This window comes from Methylophilus sp. DMC14, from assembly GCF_056314085.1.
In genome coordinates this window covers 82,665-101,694 of record NZ_JBQUZA010000002.1, presented here as the reverse complement: position 1 = coordinate 101,694, position 19,030 = coordinate 82,665, and the positions used below count along the sequence as shown (strand labels likewise).

Annotated in this window: 18 protein-coding genes and 1 tRNA gene; 10 read left to right on the top strand and 9 right to left on the bottom strand. The window is 49.2% G+C overall.

The features are described from left to right. Window position 1: 1 nt before the first annotated feature. The 6 genes from kdpA to kdpE all read left to right on the top strand — a co-directional run bounded on the left by kdpA (window position 2) and on the right by kdpE (window position 8,243). Window positions 2–1,777 (top strand): potassium-transporting ATPase subunit KdpA, encoded by a 1,776-nt coding sequence (gene kdpA / locus ACT53C_RS04725; protein WP_476145071.1) that lies wholly within the window; start codon window positions 2–4, stop codon window positions 1,775–1,777. 68 nt (window positions 1,778–1,845) lie between these two features. After that, complete coding sequence (gene kdpB / locus ACT53C_RS04720; RefSeq protein ID WP_379073642.1) at window positions 1,846–3,882, top strand: potassium-transporting ATPase subunit KdpB; 2,037 nt, start codon at window positions 1,846–1,848, stop codon at window positions 3,880–3,882. Between the two features lie 20 nt (window positions 3,883–3,902). Beyond that, window positions 3,903–4,478 carry a potassium-transporting ATPase subunit KdpC gene (gene kdpC, locus ACT53C_RS04715; RefSeq protein WP_476145070.1) on the top strand — a complete coding sequence of 192 codons (576 nt, stop codon included), beginning with the start codon at window positions 3,903–3,905 and terminating at the stop codon, window positions 4,476–4,478. Between the two features lie 6 nt (window positions 4,479–4,484). Continuing rightward, window positions 4,485–4,769: a hypothetical protein gene (locus ACT53C_RS04710; RefSeq protein WP_476145068.1), complete on the top strand. Its 285-nt coding sequence runs from the start codon at window positions 4,485–4,487 to the stop codon at window positions 4,767–4,769. Between the two features lie 31 nt (window positions 4,770–4,800). After that, entirely contained in the window at window positions 4,801–7,530 is a 2,730-nt protein-coding gene (locus ACT53C_RS04705; protein ID WP_476145067.1) for a DUF4118 domain-containing protein, read from the top strand. A 2-nt stretch (window positions 7,531–7,532) separates the two neighbouring features. Beyond that, window positions 7,533–8,243: a two-component system response regulator KdpE gene (gene kdpE / locus ACT53C_RS04700; RefSeq protein ID WP_476145066.1), complete on the top strand. Its 711-nt coding sequence runs from the start codon at window positions 7,533–7,535 to the stop codon at window positions 8,241–8,243. Here the strand turns inward: kdpE and dapA are convergent. From dapA to ACT53C_RS04680, 4 genes are all read right to left on the bottom strand, one after another. After that, a complete protein-coding gene (dapA, locus tag ACT53C_RS04695; protein ID WP_476145064.1) occupies window positions 8,240–9,205 on the bottom strand; it encodes a 4-hydroxy-tetrahydrodipicolinate synthase in 966 nt (321 codons plus the stop codon). The genes kdpE and dapA overlap by 4 nt on opposite strands. Window positions 9,206–9,208: 3 nt before the next feature. Next, complete coding sequence (locus ACT53C_RS04690) at window positions 9,209–9,562, bottom strand: hypothetical protein (RefSeq protein WP_476145062.1); 354 nt, start codon at window positions 9,560–9,562, stop codon at window positions 9,209–9,211. 312 nt (window positions 9,563–9,874) lie between these two features. Further along, window positions 9,875–9,951 (bottom strand) — tRNA-Arg (locus ACT53C_RS04685). Window positions 9,952–10,041: 90 nt separating this feature from the next. Then, window positions 10,042–11,076 carry a sulfite exporter TauE/SafE family protein gene (locus tag ACT53C_RS04680; protein WP_476145061.1) on the bottom strand — a complete coding sequence of 345 codons (1,035 nt, stop codon included), beginning with the start codon at window positions 11,074–11,076 and terminating at the stop codon, window positions 10,042–10,044. A 234-nt stretch (window positions 11,077–11,310) separates the two neighbouring features. Here ACT53C_RS04680 and ACT53C_RS04675 point away from each other — a divergent pair, with 234 nt between their 5' ends. The 4 genes from ACT53C_RS04675 to ACT53C_RS04660 all read left to right on the top strand — a co-directional run bounded on the left by ACT53C_RS04675 (window position 11,311) and on the right by ACT53C_RS04660 (window position 14,976). Further along, entirely contained in the window at window positions 11,311–12,450 is a 1,140-nt protein-coding gene (locus ACT53C_RS04675; protein ID WP_379073658.1) for a nucleotidyltransferase family protein, read from the top strand. Window positions 12,451–12,635: 185 nt separating this feature from the next. Further along, window positions 12,636–13,139 (top strand): c-type cytochrome, encoded by a 504-nt coding sequence (locus ACT53C_RS04670; RefSeq protein ID WP_476145060.1) that lies wholly within the window; start codon window positions 12,636–12,638, stop codon window positions 13,137–13,139. 224 nt (window positions 13,140–13,363) lie between these two features. Continuing rightward, entirely contained in the window at window positions 13,364–14,203 is an 840-nt protein-coding gene (locus ACT53C_RS04665) for a symmetrical bis(5'-nucleosyl)-tetraphosphatase (RefSeq protein ID WP_476145059.1), read from the top strand. 14 nt (window positions 14,204–14,217) lie between these two features. After that, window positions 14,218–14,976, top strand: coding sequence for a sulfite exporter TauE/SafE family protein (locus ACT53C_RS04660; RefSeq protein WP_476145057.1), 759 nt, complete (start codon window positions 14,218–14,220; stop codon window positions 14,974–14,976). Window positions 14,977–14,997: 21 nt separating this feature from the next. Here ACT53C_RS04660 and ACT53C_RS04655 read toward each other — a convergent pair whose 3' ends face one another. From ACT53C_RS04655 to ACT53C_RS04635, 5 genes are all read right to left on the bottom strand, one after another. Beyond that, the gene (locus tag ACT53C_RS04655; protein WP_476145056.1) at window positions 14,998–15,720 is read right to left on the bottom strand and encodes a lysophospholipid acyltransferase family protein; all 723 of its coding nucleotides are present in this window, start codon (window positions 15,718–15,720) and stop codon (window positions 14,998–15,000) included. Window positions 15,721–15,796: 76 nt separating this feature from the next. Continuing rightward, entirely contained in the window at window positions 15,797–16,585 is a 789-nt protein-coding gene (locus ACT53C_RS04650; protein ID WP_194749443.1) for a GNAT family N-acetyltransferase, read from the bottom strand. A 204-nt stretch (window positions 16,586–16,789) separates the two neighbouring features. Then, the gene (locus tag ACT53C_RS04645) at window positions 16,790–17,248 is read right to left on the bottom strand and encodes an outer membrane lipoprotein (RefSeq protein WP_194749444.1); all 459 of its coding nucleotides are present in this window, start codon (window positions 17,246–17,248) and stop codon (window positions 16,790–16,792) included. A gap of 29 nt (window positions 17,249–17,277) precedes the next feature. Then, on the bottom strand, window positions 17,278–18,246 hold the full coding sequence (locus ACT53C_RS04640) for a carbohydrate kinase family protein (RefSeq protein ID WP_379073669.1): 969 nt from the start codon (window positions 18,244–18,246) through the stop codon (window positions 17,278–17,280). Between the two features lie 85 nt (window positions 18,247–18,331). Further along, window positions 18,332–18,898: a TetR/AcrR family transcriptional regulator gene (locus tag ACT53C_RS04635; protein WP_194749446.1), complete on the bottom strand. Its 567-nt coding sequence runs from the start codon at window positions 18,896–18,898 to the stop codon at window positions 18,332–18,334. Window positions 18,899–19,030 lie beyond the last annotated feature (132 nt).

Below are 19,030 nucleotides of genomic sequence, written 5' to 3'. Positions count from 1 at the left end.
CATGTTCACGAATGGATTTATACAAGTTGGTTTGTATATGCTCGTGTTGCTGTTGCTGACCAAGCCAGCAGGACAGCTGATATACAAGGTCATGGAAACACGATCTTTGCAGGATCACAAATGGCTAGGCGCACCAGAACGCCTGATTTACCGCTTATCCGGCATAGACCACAAAATCGAAATGAACTGGAAAGCTTATGCATTGGCTTTGTTAGCGTTTAATTCAATCGGTGTCCTGTTTGTTTTCTTGTTGCAAATATTGCAGGCATGGCTGCCACTCAACCCGGAAAAACTTGCCAACGTGACTTGGGATTCTGCCTTCAACACGGCAGTGAGTTTTGTCACCAACACTAACTGGCAAGGTTACAGCGGTGAAACTACCATGAGCTATTTCACGCAGATGATAGGCTTGTCTGTTCAGAACTTTGTTTCTGCAGCAACAGGTATTGCAGTTGTGATTGCATTGATTCGCGGCTTTGCCAGAAGCAACACTGACCGCATCGGTAACTTTTGGGTAGATTTGACTCGCTCCACCTTGTATTTGTTAATGCCTGCTTCATTAGTGCTGGCGACAATCTTCATGCAACAAGGGGTGATCCAGAACTTCAACCCTTATGTCGATGCACGAACCGTTGAAACAACCCAATATGAAGTGGCCGTTGCAGGTAGCGAGATGACCGAGCAGGCAACAACTCAGACACAACATATTGCCATGGGTCCTGTTGCCTCGCAGGAAGCAATCAAAATGCTGGGCACCAACGGCGGTGGTTTCTTTAACGCCAACTCTGCACACCCGTTTGAAAACCCTACCCCGCTGACTAACTTTATTCAGATGCTGGTCATCTTTCTGATCCCGGCTGGATTGTGCTATGCCTTTGGCATGATGGTGGGTGATCGCAGGCAAGGCTGGGCTGTATTCGGTGCAATGGCCATCATGTTCGTGGTCATGGCTGGCGTGACGATTCGTTCTGAATTGATCGGCAACCCTGTGTTGACCAGTGTCGGTGCGGATACTACCTCTACCTTGCAACAGCCTGGTGGCAATATGGAAGGAAAAGAAACACGTTTCGGTATCGTGACATCAGCCTTATTTGCCACGATCACCACCGCTGCATCCTGTGGCGCAGTGAACGCCATGCATGATTCCTTTACACCTATTGGCGGCATGATGCCGATGTGGTTGATGCAATTGGGCGAAGTAGTGTTTGGTGGTGTCGGTTCCGGTTTGTACACCATGCTGATTTATGCCGTGATCGCCGTGTTTGTAGCCGGGCTGATGATAGGCCGCACACCTGAATACCAAGGTAAGAAAATCGAAGTGTTCGAAATGAAAATGTCAGCACTGATTATTCTGGTAACGCCATTGTTGGTACTGATCGGAGTGGCAATTTCGGTGGTGGTTGAACCAGGTCTTGCTGGTATTGCTAACCCAGGGGCGCATGGCTTGAGTGAAATTCTTTATGCCTACTCATCTGCAGCCAATAACAATGGCAGCGCCTTTGCCGGGTTATCTGCCAACACCCCGTTTTATAACTTCATGCTTGCATTTGCCATGTGGTTTGGCCGGTTTGGCATCATTGTGCCAGTGCTTGCGATTGCCGGTTCATTGGCTACTAAGAAACGCATTAAACCGGGCTTAGGTACTTTGCCTACGCATGGACCGCTGTTTATCGGCCTGTTGATCGGTGCAGTGATTCTGGTAGGGGCATTGACCTATATCCCAGCGCTAGCACTAGGTCCAGGCATTGAGCATTTGATGTTGTTTTCACAACACTAATGCGACGTTAAGAAAGTAAGAGAGTGAGTAAATTGATGGCTACAAATACTGTTAGCAACTTACCGAAGATGGATCAACTGAAAACGGCATTCGTTCAGTCCATCCTGCGTTTGTCACCACAGGTGCAATGGCGCAATCCGGTGATGTTTGTGGTGTACCTGGGCAGCATCCTGACCACAGCTTTGTTCTTTGCCGGATTGTTCTCCGAAGTGAATACACAGTCTGGCTTCGTTGGTTTGATCAGTCTATGGCTGTGGTTCACCGTGATTTTTGCCAACTTTTCCGAGGCAATTGCTGAAGGCAAGAGCAAAGCCCAGGCAGCCAGCTTGCGTAGTTCCAAGAAGAACGTGCCTGCCAAAAAACTGGCCAGCGCCAGCAAGTCGGCCAAGGTCAGTCTAGTGGATAGTCTGTCACTGCGCAAAGACGATATTGTGTTGGTTGAAGCAGGTGATACGATTCCAGCCGATGGTGAAGTGCTTGAAGGGATTGCTTCAGTGAATGAAGCCGCGATTACTGGTGAATCTGCACCAGTGATCCGTGAGTCCGGTGGTGACTTTAGTGCTGTCACTGGTGGTACACAGGTACTGTCTGACTGGATTGTAGTACGCGTTACCGTCAATCCGGGCGAAGCATTTTTAGACCGTATGATTGCCATGGTAGAAGGTGCTACGCGTCAGAAAACACCCAATGAAATTGCATTGACCATTTTACTGGTGTCGTTGACGATTGTTTTCTTGCTGGCCACAGTAACCTTGTTGCCTATGTCGATCTTCAGCGTCAATGCAATGGGTGCAGGTGAACCTGTTTCTATCGTCGTGTTAGTAGCTTTGTTGGTCTGTCTGATCCCGACCACGATTGCCGGACTGCTGTCTGCGATTGGCGTTGCCGGTATGAGCCGCATGTTGCAAGCCAATGTGATTGCTGTGTCTGGTAAGGCGGTGGAAGCTGCAGGTGACGTGGATGTGTTGCTGCTGGATAAAACCGGAACCATCACGCTAGGTAACCGTCAGGCTTCAGCCTTTTTCCCAATTAGTGGAATTACCGAAGAAGCTTTGGCGGATGTCGCTCAGCTGTCTTCGCTAGCTGACGAAACACCTGAAGGCCGCAGTATTGTCGTATTGGCTAAAAACAAATTCGCTATCCGCGAACGAGATATGCAATCCTTAGGTGCAGTGTTTGTGCCTTTCTCAGCACATACCAAAATGAGTGGAATCAATCTGGGTGAACGCCAAATCCGCAAAGGTGCAGCAAGTGCGATCAAACAGCATGTCGTTAGCCTGGGTGGTGCATATCCTGATGAATTGATTCGGATTGTGGACGATATTGCCAAGCGTGGTAGCACGCCACTGGTCGTCGCAGATGATGCAAAGGTGTTAGGTGCAGTCGAGCTGAAAGATATCGTCAAAGGTGGTATCAAAGAGCGCTTTGCCGAATTGCGCAATATGGGCATCAAAACCGTGATGATCACCGGCGACAACCGTTTAACGGCTGCATCTATTGCTGCAGAGGCAGGGGTAGATGATTTTCTGGCTGAAGCAACCCCCGAAGCGAAATTACAGTTGATTCGTGACCATCAGGCTGAAGGCAAACTGGTTGCCATGACCGGCGACGGTACCAACGATGCACCAGCATTGGCGCAGGCCGATGTCGCTGTAGCAATGAATACAGGTACACAGGCAGCAAAAGAAGCCGGTAATATGGTTGACTTGGACTCAAACCCGACCAAACTGATTGAGATCGTTGAGATCGGTAAGCAAATGCTGATGACGCGTGGCTCGCTGACCACTTTCAGTATCGCTAATGATATTGCCAAGTATTTTGCAATTATTCCAGCTGCTTTTGCCAGCACTTATCCAGCATTAGCTGCACTCAACGTGATGCATCTTGGCTCCCCCAACTCTGCCATCTTATCTGCAGTGATTTTCAATGCCCTGATTATTGTCGTTTTGATTCCTCTGGCCCTTAATGGCGTGGCCTATCGTGCCATAGGCGCGGCAGCATTATTACGAAGAAACATGCTGATTTATGGGCTAGGCGGCATTATCGTCCCGTTTATCGGCATTAAAGCCATCGATGTCTTGCTAGTTGCAATTGGCATTGTCTAGTGAGTTGAAAGGTGAATTTCATGAAAAATATAGTACATGTCTCTCTAGTAATGTTTCTCAGCCTGACCTTGGTCACTGGTGTGGCTTATCCACTATTGGTTACAGGCATAGGTCAAACATTTTTTCCTGAACAGGTTGAAGGCTCGTTGATTAAAAAAGATGGCAAAGTGATTGGTTCAGCCCTGATCGGCCAGAACTTCAGCGACGAAAAGTATTTCTGGGGCAGACCTTCTGCTACTAGCCCATACCAAAATAATGCGGCAGCTTCATCCGGCTCTAATTTAGGCCCGTTAAACCCTGCCTTGACAAAAGCAGTGAGCGAGCGTGTAAAAATCCAACAGGCCGCTACACATAGCAATCATCCAGTACCTGTAGACCTGATTACAACCTCAGGCAGCGGCCTAGACCCGGAAATCAGCCCAGCAGCCGCTTTATATCAGGTAGAAAGAGTCGCGAAAGCCAGGCAGATGGATAACGAAACAGTGAAAACATTAGTCATGACACATGTGGTGGGTCGTCAATGGGGAATCTTTGGTGAACAGCGTGTCAATGTGCTCCAGCTTAACCTGGCACTGGATGAAATCAACCGCTCCTAGAGGTAGATGATGTTTCAGCTATTTCCAAAACAAGCTCAGAGAATTGTTGAGCGCATGCCAACCACCTCGATAGAACTGTATGCTCAAAAAGAATGTGTAGATTTGGTTAAAAAAGTGATTTTTGCAACATGTGGTCAACAGATCCATGTATTTACTGTAGAGAATGGTGCATTGAACGGTAAAACGCAGATGATTTTTGATGTGCCTACTGCGCTGGCAGACAAAGTGACCGTCAGGATTATTTTGTCTTTGCCGGGAAATAGCGTGCATGGCTTGCATCCTTTACACTGATAGCATCACCTTCCCATACAAGCTGTGATAAATGAATAAAACTGCGGTACGCCCTAATCCAGATCAATTGCTTAAGCAGCTTGATCTTGAAAACCGGAAAAGCCTTAGAGGCAAATTAAAAGTATTCTTTGGTAGTTCGGCTGGCGTCGGTAAAACTTGCGCCATGCTGAATGCAGCGCATGCCTTGCAACGGGAACATGTACATGTACTCGTTGGTGTCATCGAAACACATGGCCGTTCAGAGACTGCTTTAAGAGTGGAAGGTCTGCGATGTTTGCCACTGAAGGAAATTCCCTATCGGAATAAAACACTTAAAGAGTTTGATATTGATGAAGCGTTGCGCATTCACCCAACCGTGATTCTGGTAGATGAATTAGCTCACTCGAATGTAGAAGGCTCAAGACACAAGAAACGCTGGCAAGATGTTGAAGAGTTATTGTCTTCTGGCATTGATGTGTATACCACTGTCAATGTGCAGCATATCGAAAGCCTGAATGATATCGTAGCTCAAATCACCGGTGTAAAGGTACAAGAGACCATTCCGGATAGCGTGTTTGATTTAGCCGATGAAGTGGTACTCATCGATTTGCCTCCAGAAGAGTTATTACAGCGTTTGGACGAAGGCCGGATTTATATCCCGGAGCAAGCGCAAAAAGCACTTAAAAACTTCTTCCGTAAAGGCAATCTGATTGCTTTACGTGAGCTGGCATTAAGGCGTACAGCAGACCGCGTTGATGCACAGATGCAGGAGTATCGCCAGGATCAATCGATACAACATATCTGGCAGGCTAATGAGCGTATTTTAGTTGGTATCGGTCCCAACAAAGAATCTGAGAGCCTGATCCGCACTGCAGCTCGACTGGCACAAAGCCTGAAGGCGGACTGGCTGGTGGCTTATATCGAAACGCCTGCATTGCAAAATATCAGCATAGCAGCGCGCAAGGAAATTACCGAATTGCTCAGATTGGCACAATTACTAGGCGCCACAACTGCCAATCTTAGCGGCGACTCAGTGACCGACAAGTTATTGGAATATGCACTTAGCCATAATGTCTCACGCATTGTTATAGGAAAGCCAACCCGATCAATTTTGTCACGCTTTTTCCAACCTAGTGTCAGTGATGCACTGGCAAAAGCAGCTACAGATATTGATGTGCATATCGTGATGAAGGGCAGGGAAAGATCATCCAAACATAAAAGATCAAAACTGAGTGCATTAAGCATGAGTGCGCACTTTAACAACCAGAAGCGGCAAGGTTATGTCTGGGCGGTCGTCATCAGCGCCATTACTTCACTAGTAGCCAGCGTCTTGCTGCTTTATTTTGAATTGGCAAATATCATCATGCTGTATCTGCTTGGCGTGATGCTGATTTCTATTCGTTATGGAAGAGGCCCAGGTATTGCTGCTTCATTCTTGAGCGTGTCTATTTTTGATTTCTTCTTTGTGCCGCCTCGTTTTTCTTTTACTGTTTCGGATACCCAATACTTGCTCACGTTTGCGATTATGCTTTCAGTGGCTTTAGTAATCAGCAATCTGACCTCCAGTTTGCGCAAGCAGGCAATGATTGCCAACTACAGAGAAAAGCGCAGTTTGGCATTGTATGAAGTGGGTAAAGAATTAGCCTCAGCCATGACTACCAGTCATATTGTTGAAGTCAGCATTCATCACGTTGCCAGAATGTTTAATTCCAAAGTAGCCATTCTGACGCCAGATTCAAATGAACAATTGCAAATTGCACAGGTTACGGAGTCTAACGATATCTCTTTGCTGGAAACAAAATTACCTGAGGTAGATCTGGGCATTGCGCAATGGACATATGACAGGCAACAGCAAGCCGGATTAGGTACAGACACTCTACCCTCAAGCAAAATTTTATATATCCCGCTCAAAGCCCCCATGCGTACCCGGGGCGTGCTGGCGATTTCACCAGAAAGTAATCAGGATATCTATCTGCCAGAACATCGACAGTTGCTAGATACTTTTGCTTCGCAAATTGGGCTGGCGCTGGAGCGTAAACACTATGTAGAAATTGCTCGTGATGCTGTTATTTCCATGGAAACTGAACGTTTAAGAAACTCTCTGCTGAGCGCAATTTCGCATGATTTAAGAACTCCCTTAACCAGCATCATTGCCACAACAGGGCAACTAAAAGAGTCTATTGATGTAACAACCAATGAGTATAAGCTGATCGCTGGTTTGCATGACCAAGGGATCCGGATGCAAAATCTGGTTTTGAATCTCTTGGATATGGCCAGATTGCAATCCGGTACTGTGAAATTAAACAGTGATTGGCATGTGCTAGAAGAAATAGTCGGTTCTGCTATTAATGGCTTGCAAACGACACTGCAAGGTCATCGGGTGACAGTAAAACCAATGGAGCATATTCCATTGCTGTTTGTTGATGCCATTCTGATTGAACGTGTATTAAGTAACTTATTAGATAACGCCTGTAAATACAGCGAGCTTGGCACAGAGATCATCATTGCGGCACAGCAAAATAAACAACATATCCATGTGTCATTTACTGATGAAGGTCAAGGATTGCCAGATGGGATGGAGGCCAGCATCTTTCAGAAGTTTACCCGTGGCCGTAGCGAATCATCCATTCCTGGTATAGGGTTAGGTCTGTCAATTTGCAAGGCAATTATTGATGCCCATGGTGGCAAAATCTGGGCGGAAAAAAATCCGAAAAAAGGAACGACCTTTATTTTCACCTTACCTGTGAAAACACCGCCACTGGTTAGTGAAATGGAGATTTAAAGATGTCTGATACAAAGGGTAATATCGTCGTTGTTGAAGACGAAGATCAAATTCGTCGCCTCATTACCATTATTTTGGAAGCAGAGAGCTTTGCGGTTTACTCTGCAGAAAATGGCAAGCGTGGCTTGGTGGAGATTGGCACACGAAAGCCTGAGGTGGCTATTATTGACTTGGGATTGCCCGATATGAATGGTGTTGAACTGATTCAAGAAGTACGGACCTGGAGTTCTATCCCAATTATTGTGCTGTCTGCCCGCTCTAACGAACACGATAAAGTCAACGCGCTAGATGCTGGCGCAGATGATTACATTACTAAGCCATTTGGTTCTGAAGAGTTATTGGCCAGAATACGTGCCCATTTGAGAAGGCACAATACAGTTCAGCAGAATAATAGCCAGTCCAATGTCAAATTCGGCCACATCATGGTCGACTTTATCAAGCGCCAGGTCTATCGGGATGGACAGCCCGTATCGTTGACGCCAATTGAGTACCGCTTATTAACCGTGTTGTTACGTTCAGCAGGCTGTGTGCTGACTCAACGCTACTTGTTGAAAGAGGTTTGGGGGCCGTCTTATGTTGAACATACGCACTATTTGCGTATTTATATGGGTCATTTGCGTAACAAGCTGGAGGAAGATCCAGCCCAGCCTAAGCATTTCCTGACCGAAATTGCAGTGGGCTACAGGCTGGTACTGGATACTGATCCAGCTTAAGCGGCTTGAGTGAGCAATGCCTCTAACAGGCTGAATGCCTTAATCAATTCTTTTTTGAGTCCAGGTGTTACATCAGTCATTGGTAATCTTAGTTCCGGATGTATCAATCCCTGATGTCCCAGTAAGGCTTTTACAGGTGCCGGGTTTGGCTCTTTAAACAACAAATGAATCAGTGTTTCCAAGTTGGAAAACTGTTGGCTTGCCTCACGATATTTCTGCTGTTTAGCAAGCTCGTACAGACGAAGGAAGCTTTCTGTATGGATATGTGCAGAAGCCGAGATGGCACCTGCTGCACCATGCAGCAATCCATTCAGAATAAGGCTATCGTCCCCACACATCACGCGCAGATTGGTTTCTTTAATAGTGCGGTACAAAGTTTCCGAGTTGCCGCTGGATTCCTTGATACCAATAAAGGTGGGATTGTTTGCGAGACGCTGCACTGTCTCCAGGTGAATCGGAACGCCAGCGCGTGCGGGAATGTTATACAACACAATGCTGGAAGAAATGGCGTCAGCTAATGCGCTGAAGTGAGCGAACAAGCCTTCTTGGGATGGTCTGATAAAGGATGGTGGAGCGATCAGAAAGCCAAAAGGGTTTAATGAGTCTAGTAATTGCGCCTGATGTACTAATGCACGCGTATCTGTGCCAAGCAGACCGATTAGAATTGGAATTTTTTGGTGCGTGACTTGCTGTACCGTTCGGATGATCTGTAATTGTTCATCTAGTCGCAAACTACCCATTTCGCCTGTGGTGCTACAGACCACCAGACCATGCACGCCATAATTTACCATGCGTTGCGTAAGCGTTTTTAATGCATCCAGATCAAGCTCGCCATGTTTGAATGGCGTTACCAAGGGTACCCAGATCCCTTCCAGTGGTGTTTTATCGTTTATGACCACTGAGTGTACGTCTTTAACCTTCTCATATCCATGCGATACCAAACAAGCAGAGTCTCCATCCATGATTCAAACCTCCTTCGTGAAATGGCCAAACTCGGCAGATTCAAAGAATTGCATGACCACTGACATGATTTTCTGCTCACAGCCGGACACTGCTTTGATAGATATTTTGACACGTTTGGAACGGTCAACTGTTTTCACGCTGTAAGAAGGCACTAGGTTTTTGAACTGTGTGGCTAAGATGAATCGGAATTGAGACATTAAATGCACATCAATGGTGACCGCCATTCGAATATAGTCCAGATGATTGGCTATGTGTCTAGGTGTTCGTAGGATGCGTCTGGAATGAATATATGGGATATTTAAAAGCGCTTTGGTAAGCGAATGCTGCAATGGTGCATCAGGAATTAAATAAAACATACCTCACTCTTTCATGTTGTTACGAGGTATTCAGTCTATTAAAACAGGTATTAAAAACCTGTAAATTGAAAAAAGCCAAAAATAAAAATTGTATAAATGTCTGTAGTGGCTATAAACCCAGGCAACCCTATTCTCACAAGCATAAAGTGTCTCCAGCAGAGCCGCCTAGAGATAGCCTTGATAATCCGCCTTCATACAGAGACAGGCTTGATCAGTAAGAGTTGGGAGGGTAGTTATAAGCTATAAGAAGAGCACCAAGTCGAAACAAAAAAGCCAAGTTAGAAATCACTATCTTGGCTTTTATTTTTTTGATGGTGCGCCCGGCGGGAGTCGAACCCACGACCCTTGGCTTCGGAAACCAATACTCTATCCAGCTGAGCTACGGGCGCGATCCTGCCATTATAGCAAATTAAGTGCTGCTGGCTTCGCTTGTCGCCGCTCAATTTTTAGGGGTGTTTGATTCAAAGCGTTGCTCACTGTTACTTAAACTGGATCTTTTTGATCAAGTTGCTTTCGCCTCTGTAGTAATAGGCTTCATATGCAATTTCTTTGAGGGAGTAGACTTTTTCAACGACAATTTTGTCAGCGCCTATATTCTGCGCATTTACATAGGCTTGTTTGGGTGCGTCCAGTGCTGTGAATGGAATAATCCTTTCAAATTCAAAGCCTTCGCCGTATTTGAACTCAATGGTATAGATTAAATCATCCCAATTTAAGGTGGCGTCGTAGCCCTTGGAGACGCGGACGATGTGTACGTTAGGGTCGTGCGCTTCTTGAATGCGGAGGATGGCGCTGTTTAGTAATAAGACGCCAGATAAGACCATGGCACCGTAGCCGATTTTGCTAAATAGGTGAATCGAGATTTTAGGCAGCACGTATTTCATCAGGTAGGTGGCGGCGACGGCGGCAACGGCAACAAGCAGGCCGATGGTGAGTGCTTTTAGTGTAAATAAGCCGAAATAGGCATATAAGCCGAGTTTGACGATATGCAGGCAAATCTCATTGGCTGCGCGGGTGGCGACGATTTCTTCTTTGCTGAGCCCGTATCTGAGGTAAACACCGTTGAACAAGACGCCGACTGCGCCGGTGAGGGCAGAGATAAAGCCTGCGAGAAAACCGATGAATTTAAGGAAATGGTCAGATAGTGTTGGCTTTTCAATATTGGATGAGGCTGTTTTTTTGAACAGGTAGGGCAGGTTGGAGACCAGGAAGAGTGCCATACACAACTCGATATACATCGGGGCCAGATAGCTGAGCAACCAGGCGCCAGCCAATACCCCCAGCAAAGCAAGCGGCAAAAAGTGTTTCACGATACGCCAGTTGATTTGCTGGAAGAACAAATAAAGCTTGGTCAATGAGCTGACTGAGGTGCCGACCGAGAGTGCAGCGGGCACTTGTGACGCCGGAAGGGCATGGCCTAACAGCGGAATGAGTAACAAACCGGCGCCACCCCCACATACCATGCTTAATGCAAACGCGATAAACGCAATCAGGAAAATACTTAAATAAATCATGTGTGTGCTGAAGAGGTTTTAACGCCCATGGTGACCAGTGAAAACGCGCAAATCATTACCCTAATCGCTTGGTTTTTTTGTGCGCGAATGTAAACAGAAAAACGCATTTTACGCTGTAGGATAATCTATTGTCTTGGAGAGTGACTGTGTGAGGGTACTAAAGGTTGCAATAATCGTGTCATAGAGCGTGACTATGCTTGGCTGATAAATCTAAACATATGAGGATATAGCACGATGAAAGCCATGATTTTAGCTGCGGGGAAGGGCACTCGCGTTCGGCCACTGACTTATGATTTACCCAAGCCGATGATTCCGGTGCTGGGCAAGCCGGTGATGGCTTATCTGGTGGAGCACCTGGCATTGCATGGGGTGGCGGATATTATGGTCAATGTCAGTTATCTGCACAAAAAGATTCAGGATTACTTTGAGGATGGTCATCGTTTTGGCGTGAATATCGGCTACTCGTTTGAGGGGGATATTGTGGATGGCCAGGTGGTGCCGCATGCAGTGGGCTCAGCCGGTGGCATGCGCAAGATTCAGGACTTTAGCGGCTTTTTTGATGAAACGACGATTGTGTTGTGCGGGGATGCGATTATTGACCTGGACATTACGCGTGCGGTGAAAGAGCACAAGGAGAAAGGCGCACTGGCGAGCCTGGTGACCATGCAGGTGCCCATGGACAAGGTATCTGGCTATGGCGTGGTGGTAACCAACAATGAAGGGCGCATTATTTCGTTTCAGGAGAAGCCTAGCCAGCTGGAGGCGCGCTCTAACTGGGCGAGTACCGGCATTTATATTTTTGAGCCGGAGGTGCTGGACTTGATCCCCTCTGGCAGCGAGTTTGATATTGGCTCGGACTTGTTTCCTTTATTGGTGCAAAAAGGCTTGCCGTTTTATGCGATCCAGCATCCGTTTAACTGGATTGATATTGGCGTGGTGACCGATTACTGGCTGGTGATGCAGCAAATGATGCAAGGCTTCTTCCCGTCGATGCCGATTCCGGGCAAGCAGGTCAAGCCGGGTGTGTGGGTGGGCCTCAACGTGCATATTGACTGGGAGCACACGCAGATTGAAGGGCCGGTATACATTGGTGCTGGTAGCCGGATTGATAAAAATACCCGTATTGTTGGCCCGACCTGGATTAATTCTGGGTGCCATATCCAGCGCGACAGCACCGTCATCCGCTCCATTTTGTTTGATTACACCCGTATTGCGCAGGGCTATGAAATTGTTGAGCGCATCGTCTGTGGCGAGTATTGCGTAGACCGCAATGGCCGCATGGTGCATATGGATGATGATAGTTGTGACATTATCTGGACCGATGCGCGGGAAAAAGTGGTGTATCCGCAAAACTACGCTTACGCGCGCTTGTAATCAAACGCCTCCAGGCACCAGCCAGTTGCCTGGAGGCGTTGCAGGGCAAGACTCTGGTCGCCATGATGCTGCCTGGCGATCAGAGATTCTTACAATACGCTTAAAAGCGTGCCGGTGCGTTTCCTGTCTGCGCGTTCTGCGCTATAATCGCGGGGTTATTTTTTCTAACGCAACGGGATGCAGATATGTCGGGTTACAATCAGAGTTCAAGCATTAAAGAGTTAATTATTGCCATTCCAGGCGCCATTATTGCTTTCACATTGCTGGTTTCGCTACTGGCCTATCTTTTTGGCGTGTTTGGTGCCGAAAAAGCAGCCCCAAGCAAAGAAGTGGCTGACGCAGCAGAGCAAAAAGTGCTGGCCAATATTGCACCAGTTGCAACAGTGGCGGTGGCTGAAGCAGGTGGCGCGCACGTTGAGAAAAGCGGTGAAGAGATTGTTAAAGGTGTGTGTATCGCATGCCACGGTGTGGGTGCCTTGGGCGCGCCAAAAATCGGCAATGCCGGTGACTGGGGTCCACGTATTGCACAAGGCTATGAAACTTTGGTAAAACATGCCACCGAAGGGATTCGTAGCATGCCAGCCCGCGGCGGTAACGCAGAGTTGACTGACCACGAAGTCGCGGATGCTGTGGCCTATATGGCGAATCAGGCAGGGGCCAAATTTGATCCTGCCAGCTTGAAAAAATAAACAGCAATATTGCGATAAGCCGCTTGAATCTCAAGCGGCTTTTTTATTGGTCAGGGCGCTTCTACACCTTCAAATCGCTAAGCCAGACAAGGCGCGCATGAAAAAATTTGATACTGCATATAGTTGATATGGCAGGAAAAATTTCTTTATGTGCAACGCCGTATCGCGACGGAAGTTGAGTGTGTAGCAGTGCCCGTAAATCGATTTCAGATAGGTGCATAGCCATGGCGAGATACGCGATTGGCGACCTGCAAGGTTGCTATCATTCTTTTATGCAGTTGCTGGCAAAGCTAAACTTTGCGCCTGGGCGCGACCAGTTGTGGCTGGTTGGCGATTTGATCAACCGCGGCACGGGATCACTACCGGTATTGCGCTGGTTATATGCGCATCGCGAGCATATCAAGGTGGTGCTGGGTAACCATGATTTGCATGCCATTGCCGTCGCACACGCCGTGCGGCCACCGCATCGCTTTGACACTTTAGCGCCTTTATTGGCAGCCGAGGATGGCGAAGCGTTATTGCACTGGTTGCGGCATCAACCATTGATGGTGCTGGAAGACGACTATGCCATGATACATGCCGGCTTGTATCCGCAGTGGTTGTTGCCGCAAGCGAGGGCGCTGGCTGCCGAGGTTGAGGCGGTGTTGCAATCGCCCGACTATCTGGGCTTTTTGCAACAGATGTATGGTAATCAGCCTGCCGCCTGGCACGCGGACTTGACCGGCATGGACCGCTTGCGGGCGATTACCAATGCGCTGACCCGCATGCGTGTGGTGGATGCGGCCGGCGCGATGGAGTTTGCGTTTAAAGGCGAACTGTCTGAGCTACCGGCCGGGTATCTGCCCTGGTTTCAGGCGGCCGGTCGCCAGTCCGCCCAGGCCAAGCAGCCCATCCTGTGTGGGCACTGGTCGGCGTTGGGCCTGTATCAAGCGCATGGCGTGATCGCGCTGGACACCGGTTGTTTATGGGGGCGAGAACTGACGGCATACGCCCTGGACACTGGCAAGGCGACGCAGGTGGCGCTGGATCCGCGTGATCAGCCGCCAGGCCTGGGTGGCGATTAGCCCGGGGGACGGGGGTGGAGCTCTGGTGGGTGATCCTGGCCGCTTTTGGGGCGGGCGTGGTGGATGCCATGGTGGGCGGCGGTGGGCTGGTGACCGTCCCCGCTTTGCTAACCAGCTTTCCGAATACCGCGCCCGTGTTGTTACTTGGCACCAATAAATGTTCCAGTCTGTTTGGCACCAGTGTTGCCGCCTGGCGCTATAGTCGGCATGTGCGTCTGGATTGGGCCTGGTTAGTCCCTGCAACGCTGGCTGCATTTTTAGGCGCCTGCCTGGGCGCGTGGACCTTGACCTGGGTCGCGCCAGATTTTTTGCGCAAGCTATTGCCAGCGGTGTTGTTGCTGGTGTTGGTGTATACGCTCAAGTTTCCGCAGTTTGGGGTCGAACAGGGGGGGCGGGGCCACAGCGTGCGGCAGCGATGGATGATTGCGTTGAGCATTGGGGTCAGCATCGGCTGGTATGACGGTTTCTTTGGACCAGGCACCGGCAGTTTTTTTATTTTTATGCTGGTGCGTTTTCTCGGCCAGGATTTTTTGCATGCTTCTGCCTCTGCTAAAGTGTTAAATGCCAGTACGAATCTGGCGACGTTAGCGGTGCTGGGCTGGAGCGGTGCAGTCTGGTGGCAACTGGGCTTGGCCATGGCGGCCGCCAATATCGCGGGCAGCCTGTTAGGGAGTGCACTGGCGCTAAAGCATGGAACCACGCTGGTGCGCCGCGTGTTTGTGGCAGTTGTGACGCTTTTGCTGCTTAAAACGGCCTGGCAGGCATATGTCTAACGATGGGCTGAGCCATCACAGTCAGGCTTGCTTTTGCACCGCTGGTTCGCTGACGGTTTCAGGCACGGTCGCCCAGGGTAAGCGCGCCATGATTTCTTTTCTTGCCTGGCTGGCTAACGTTTGCCGGTCCAGCAGGCGCGCCTCTATCGGCGCACAAAAATGCAAATGCACTTTGGGTGACTGCATGTTCAGAAAAGACAGCATGGATTCGATCATGCTGGTTTCACCGGCATACGCTGCCGCCAGGTTAGGGCTGCCGTCAGGCATGGGATAGTGGATCGCAATCGGGATCACCGTCGCCTCTGCATCAATCGCGGCCTGAATCAGGCTACTTTTAAACGGTAATACTTGCTGTCCATCGGTGGTGGTGCCTTCGGGAAACACGCACAGATTGTCCCCCAGTTTCATCGCCTGCGTGACTACTTTCAGCACGCGTGCCGCATCACGTTGGCGTGTCCGGTTAATAAAAATGGTGCCAGACTTTTTGACCAGATAGCCAAACACTGGCCAATCCTTAATTTCAACTTTTGCGACAAAACGCACTGGAATCAGGCTGTTCAAGGCATGGATATCTGACCAGGAAATATGGTTGGCAACAAACAGCACATGCTTGGACTGCGGCGCCGGGCGTACGCCGCTCACCGATAACTGCAGGTTAAAACAGCGCAATAGTTTGGCACACCACCAGCGAATCAGCTGCTCGCGGCCACGACGGCCACACACAGGCAACACGAGCGTTGCCAATGTGAGTCCGGTGAGTGTGTGGAGAAAAATGCGGGCGGTGCGCCAGCAGAAGGTAAGAAAATTTGTTTTTGGCAAGTTATTTCAAGAAATGCGCAGCATATCTGGGATTGATTCTGGATAAAGGTAACAATACCAGCATATCGGCTGTATTAAAAGCCGGATCCCAGGCAGGTTCGCCACAAATATAAGCCCCCAGGCGCAAATAGCCTTTCACCAAGGGTGGGCAGGTCACTTCGAGTGACTGATCCAGGGCCTCGATCGGCAATGGATGGTGCGGAAACACACGATATTCCGCGGGAGACAGATAGTCTTCTCGCAGGCTGTTGAACAGCGAGGCAGCGGTGTGGCCGCCATCGTGCATGGAAATGCTGGCGCAACCAATCATGTATTCATACTGGCGGGCCATCATGTATTTGGCCAGGCCTGCCCACAACATGGTGATGGTGCCACCGGTGCGATAATCGGCATGCACACAGGCACGGCCCACTTCTACCATCCGGTCAGACAAGGGAGCCAGACGGCTCAAATCAAACTCTCCGGCAGAGTAGTAACCGCCTGCCAGCATGGCCTGCATCGGGTTCAGGATGCGGTAAGTGCCCACCACTTGCTGCGTGGCATCATCGCGGACCAGCAAGTGATCGCAAAAGGCATCGAAGCCGTCTACATCAAGACCATTCTGGCTCTTGATCTGCGCGCCCATTTCTTCAGCAAACACCTGATAGCGCAAGCGTTGCGCTTCCATGATTTCTTCTGCGGTTGTTGCCAGAGCAACACTCAGCGTTGAGTTGACTTTACGGTTGTTCTCGGTCGTTGGCTGAATTTCGGCTTGATATAGGCCATGTTCCTGCAAATTGCGTTCTAACATCACGCGACTCCTTGGTTGAGGTTTAGGGTGATATTAGAAGTGTCACATGAATGATTGGTGACGTTGACATGACAATTCTGTGACGTTGACTATGGTGGCGGACATGCCCCATGCACTAATAAAAAGAGCAGCCTAGGCTGCTCTTTTTAATGACCACACCCCAGAAGGTGATGGTTGCCATGCGGCGTTTAACGCCAGCTTTTGTTAGTGGGAAACACGTGAGGTGCCGCCGTTTTCAACGATGCGTACACGGTCGCCCGCATTAAACTGTTCGTCCGCTTCCTGCACGATGGCCACCAGGCCGCCGCCATCCAGTTTGACGGTGATTTCCAGTGCGTTTTTGCGGGTGACGGCTTCTTCGGCGGCTGAACCAGCCAGGCCGCCGGCGACGGCACCAATGACAGCTGCAATCGCGCTGCCGCGACCACCGCCCACTGAGCTGCCAGCAATCCCACCAATTGCCCCCCCTGCGATCGTGCCGACGGGGGACTTGGTACCTTCAAGTTTGACGGCACGCACGCTTTCCACTACCCCGGTTTTCACCGTTTGTGCTCTGCGTGCTTCATCACGCGAATACACACTACCAGAGTTAGAGCTCGCGCACGCGGCCAGAATGCCGGTGACCAATACGACAGCAAGCCATTGCAATACACGTGTTTTCATTTTTTTCTCCAATATTGAACAAGCTTCTTTTAATGGGTAGCCTGGCCCAGACTAGGATCCTCTTTCAGGGCATCCTGTACCAGGGCGTGACTGTAAATATTTTCAATCTCGGCCCGGCTCGGCTGGTGATTCTGCCCGCCACGGCTCGCAATCTTGATCGCGCCCATGGTAGACGCCAGCCGACCACAGGCTTTCCAGTCCCAGCCACGCACAATGCCATACAGCAGGCCAGCACGGTAAGCATCGCCACATCCTGTTGGGTCTACGACCTTATCTGCTTTAACGCACGGAATGTCATGGCGTTGACCATCAGCATAAATATGCGAGCCCTCGCTACCCAAGGTCACAATCAAGGCTTTGACCTTGGCCGCCAGTTGTTCCAGACTGAGCCCTGTTTTGTCTTGGATGACTTGTGACTCGTAATCGTTCACTGCCAGATAGTCAGCCATTTCAATAAAGTGCATGAGTTCTTCGCCATTAAACATCGGCAAGCCCTGGCCCGGATCAAACATGAAGGGAATCCCGGCCTCATGACACTCTTTTGCGTGCTGGAACATGGCATCGCGACCATCCGGGGCAATGATGGCCAAGGCAATATCTTTGGCCTCGTTCACGCTGTTGGTATGCGCATATTGCATGGCCCCGGGGTGAAACGCGGTAATCTGGTTATCATCCATGTCGGTGGTGATAAATGCTTGAGCAGTGTAGGTACCAGCAATCGCCTTGATGTGCTGCGTATCAATATGATGCTGGTTCAGCCATGCCTCATAGGGGGCAAAGTCATCCCCGGTTGTCGCCATGATCTGCGGCTGGCCTTCGAGCAATTGCAGGTTGTAGGCAATATTGCCCGCGGTGCCGCCAAATTCGCGGCGCATTTCAGGGACCAGAAATGCCACGCTCAGTTTATGAATTTTGTCTGCCAGAATATGATTTTTAAACTGGTCAGGGAACACCATGATGGTGTCGTAGGCGAGTGAGCCGCAAATAAGAATTTTCATGAAGTGAATACGGGGTTGGATAAAAGTAGGGCTATTATTGCTGTGCGCCAGCAGTGTGGCAAGTGTTACGAGCGGCTAAGAGTGGTCACGACTGCTTGATGGCCAGATCAATCAGCGTTTTGGCGGCCTTTTTGGCAGACTTGATGGCGCCTGAGCCGCGTTTGATTTGCTCGGCCTGTACGGCACCTTCAAACAGAATGGAGAGTTGCAGCGCCAGGCCTTCGGCATCTTTGATATTGGCTTCTTGTGCCAGCTTGGTAATAAATTGCCTGAATTCACGGGACTGTTGCGAAGACAGCTGATGAATCCGGTTTTCTTCATTGGGGAACTCGGCGGAAGCCTTGATAAAAGCAATCCCGGTGAACGAGGGGGAAGTCACCCACTCTTCAATAAATTCAAACAGTTTTTGGATTTTTTCATTTGGGCTGCCACCAAGACCGCCCAGTTTTTCATTCATCCAGTCCTGAAAGTCCTGGTGGCTCTGTTGCAACACGGCCAGGATCAGTTCTTCCTTGTTTTCAAAATACTTGTAAAGCGTCATTTTGGTGGTGCCTGCGACAGCCACAATCGTATCTACCCCCGTGGAATTAATGCCACGTGTCTGGAACAGATCCGTCGATACCTGCAAAATTTTTTGCTTAAGCGCATTCATGCCTAAAATTATAACACCCTATACAAGTTTGTATACCCCCAGAACTTTCAGCCAGGGAACAAATCCTATTGTTTGACTTTGCTTGTCGTGTTAAATATACTATACCGTATAGTATACATTTATGGTCAATTT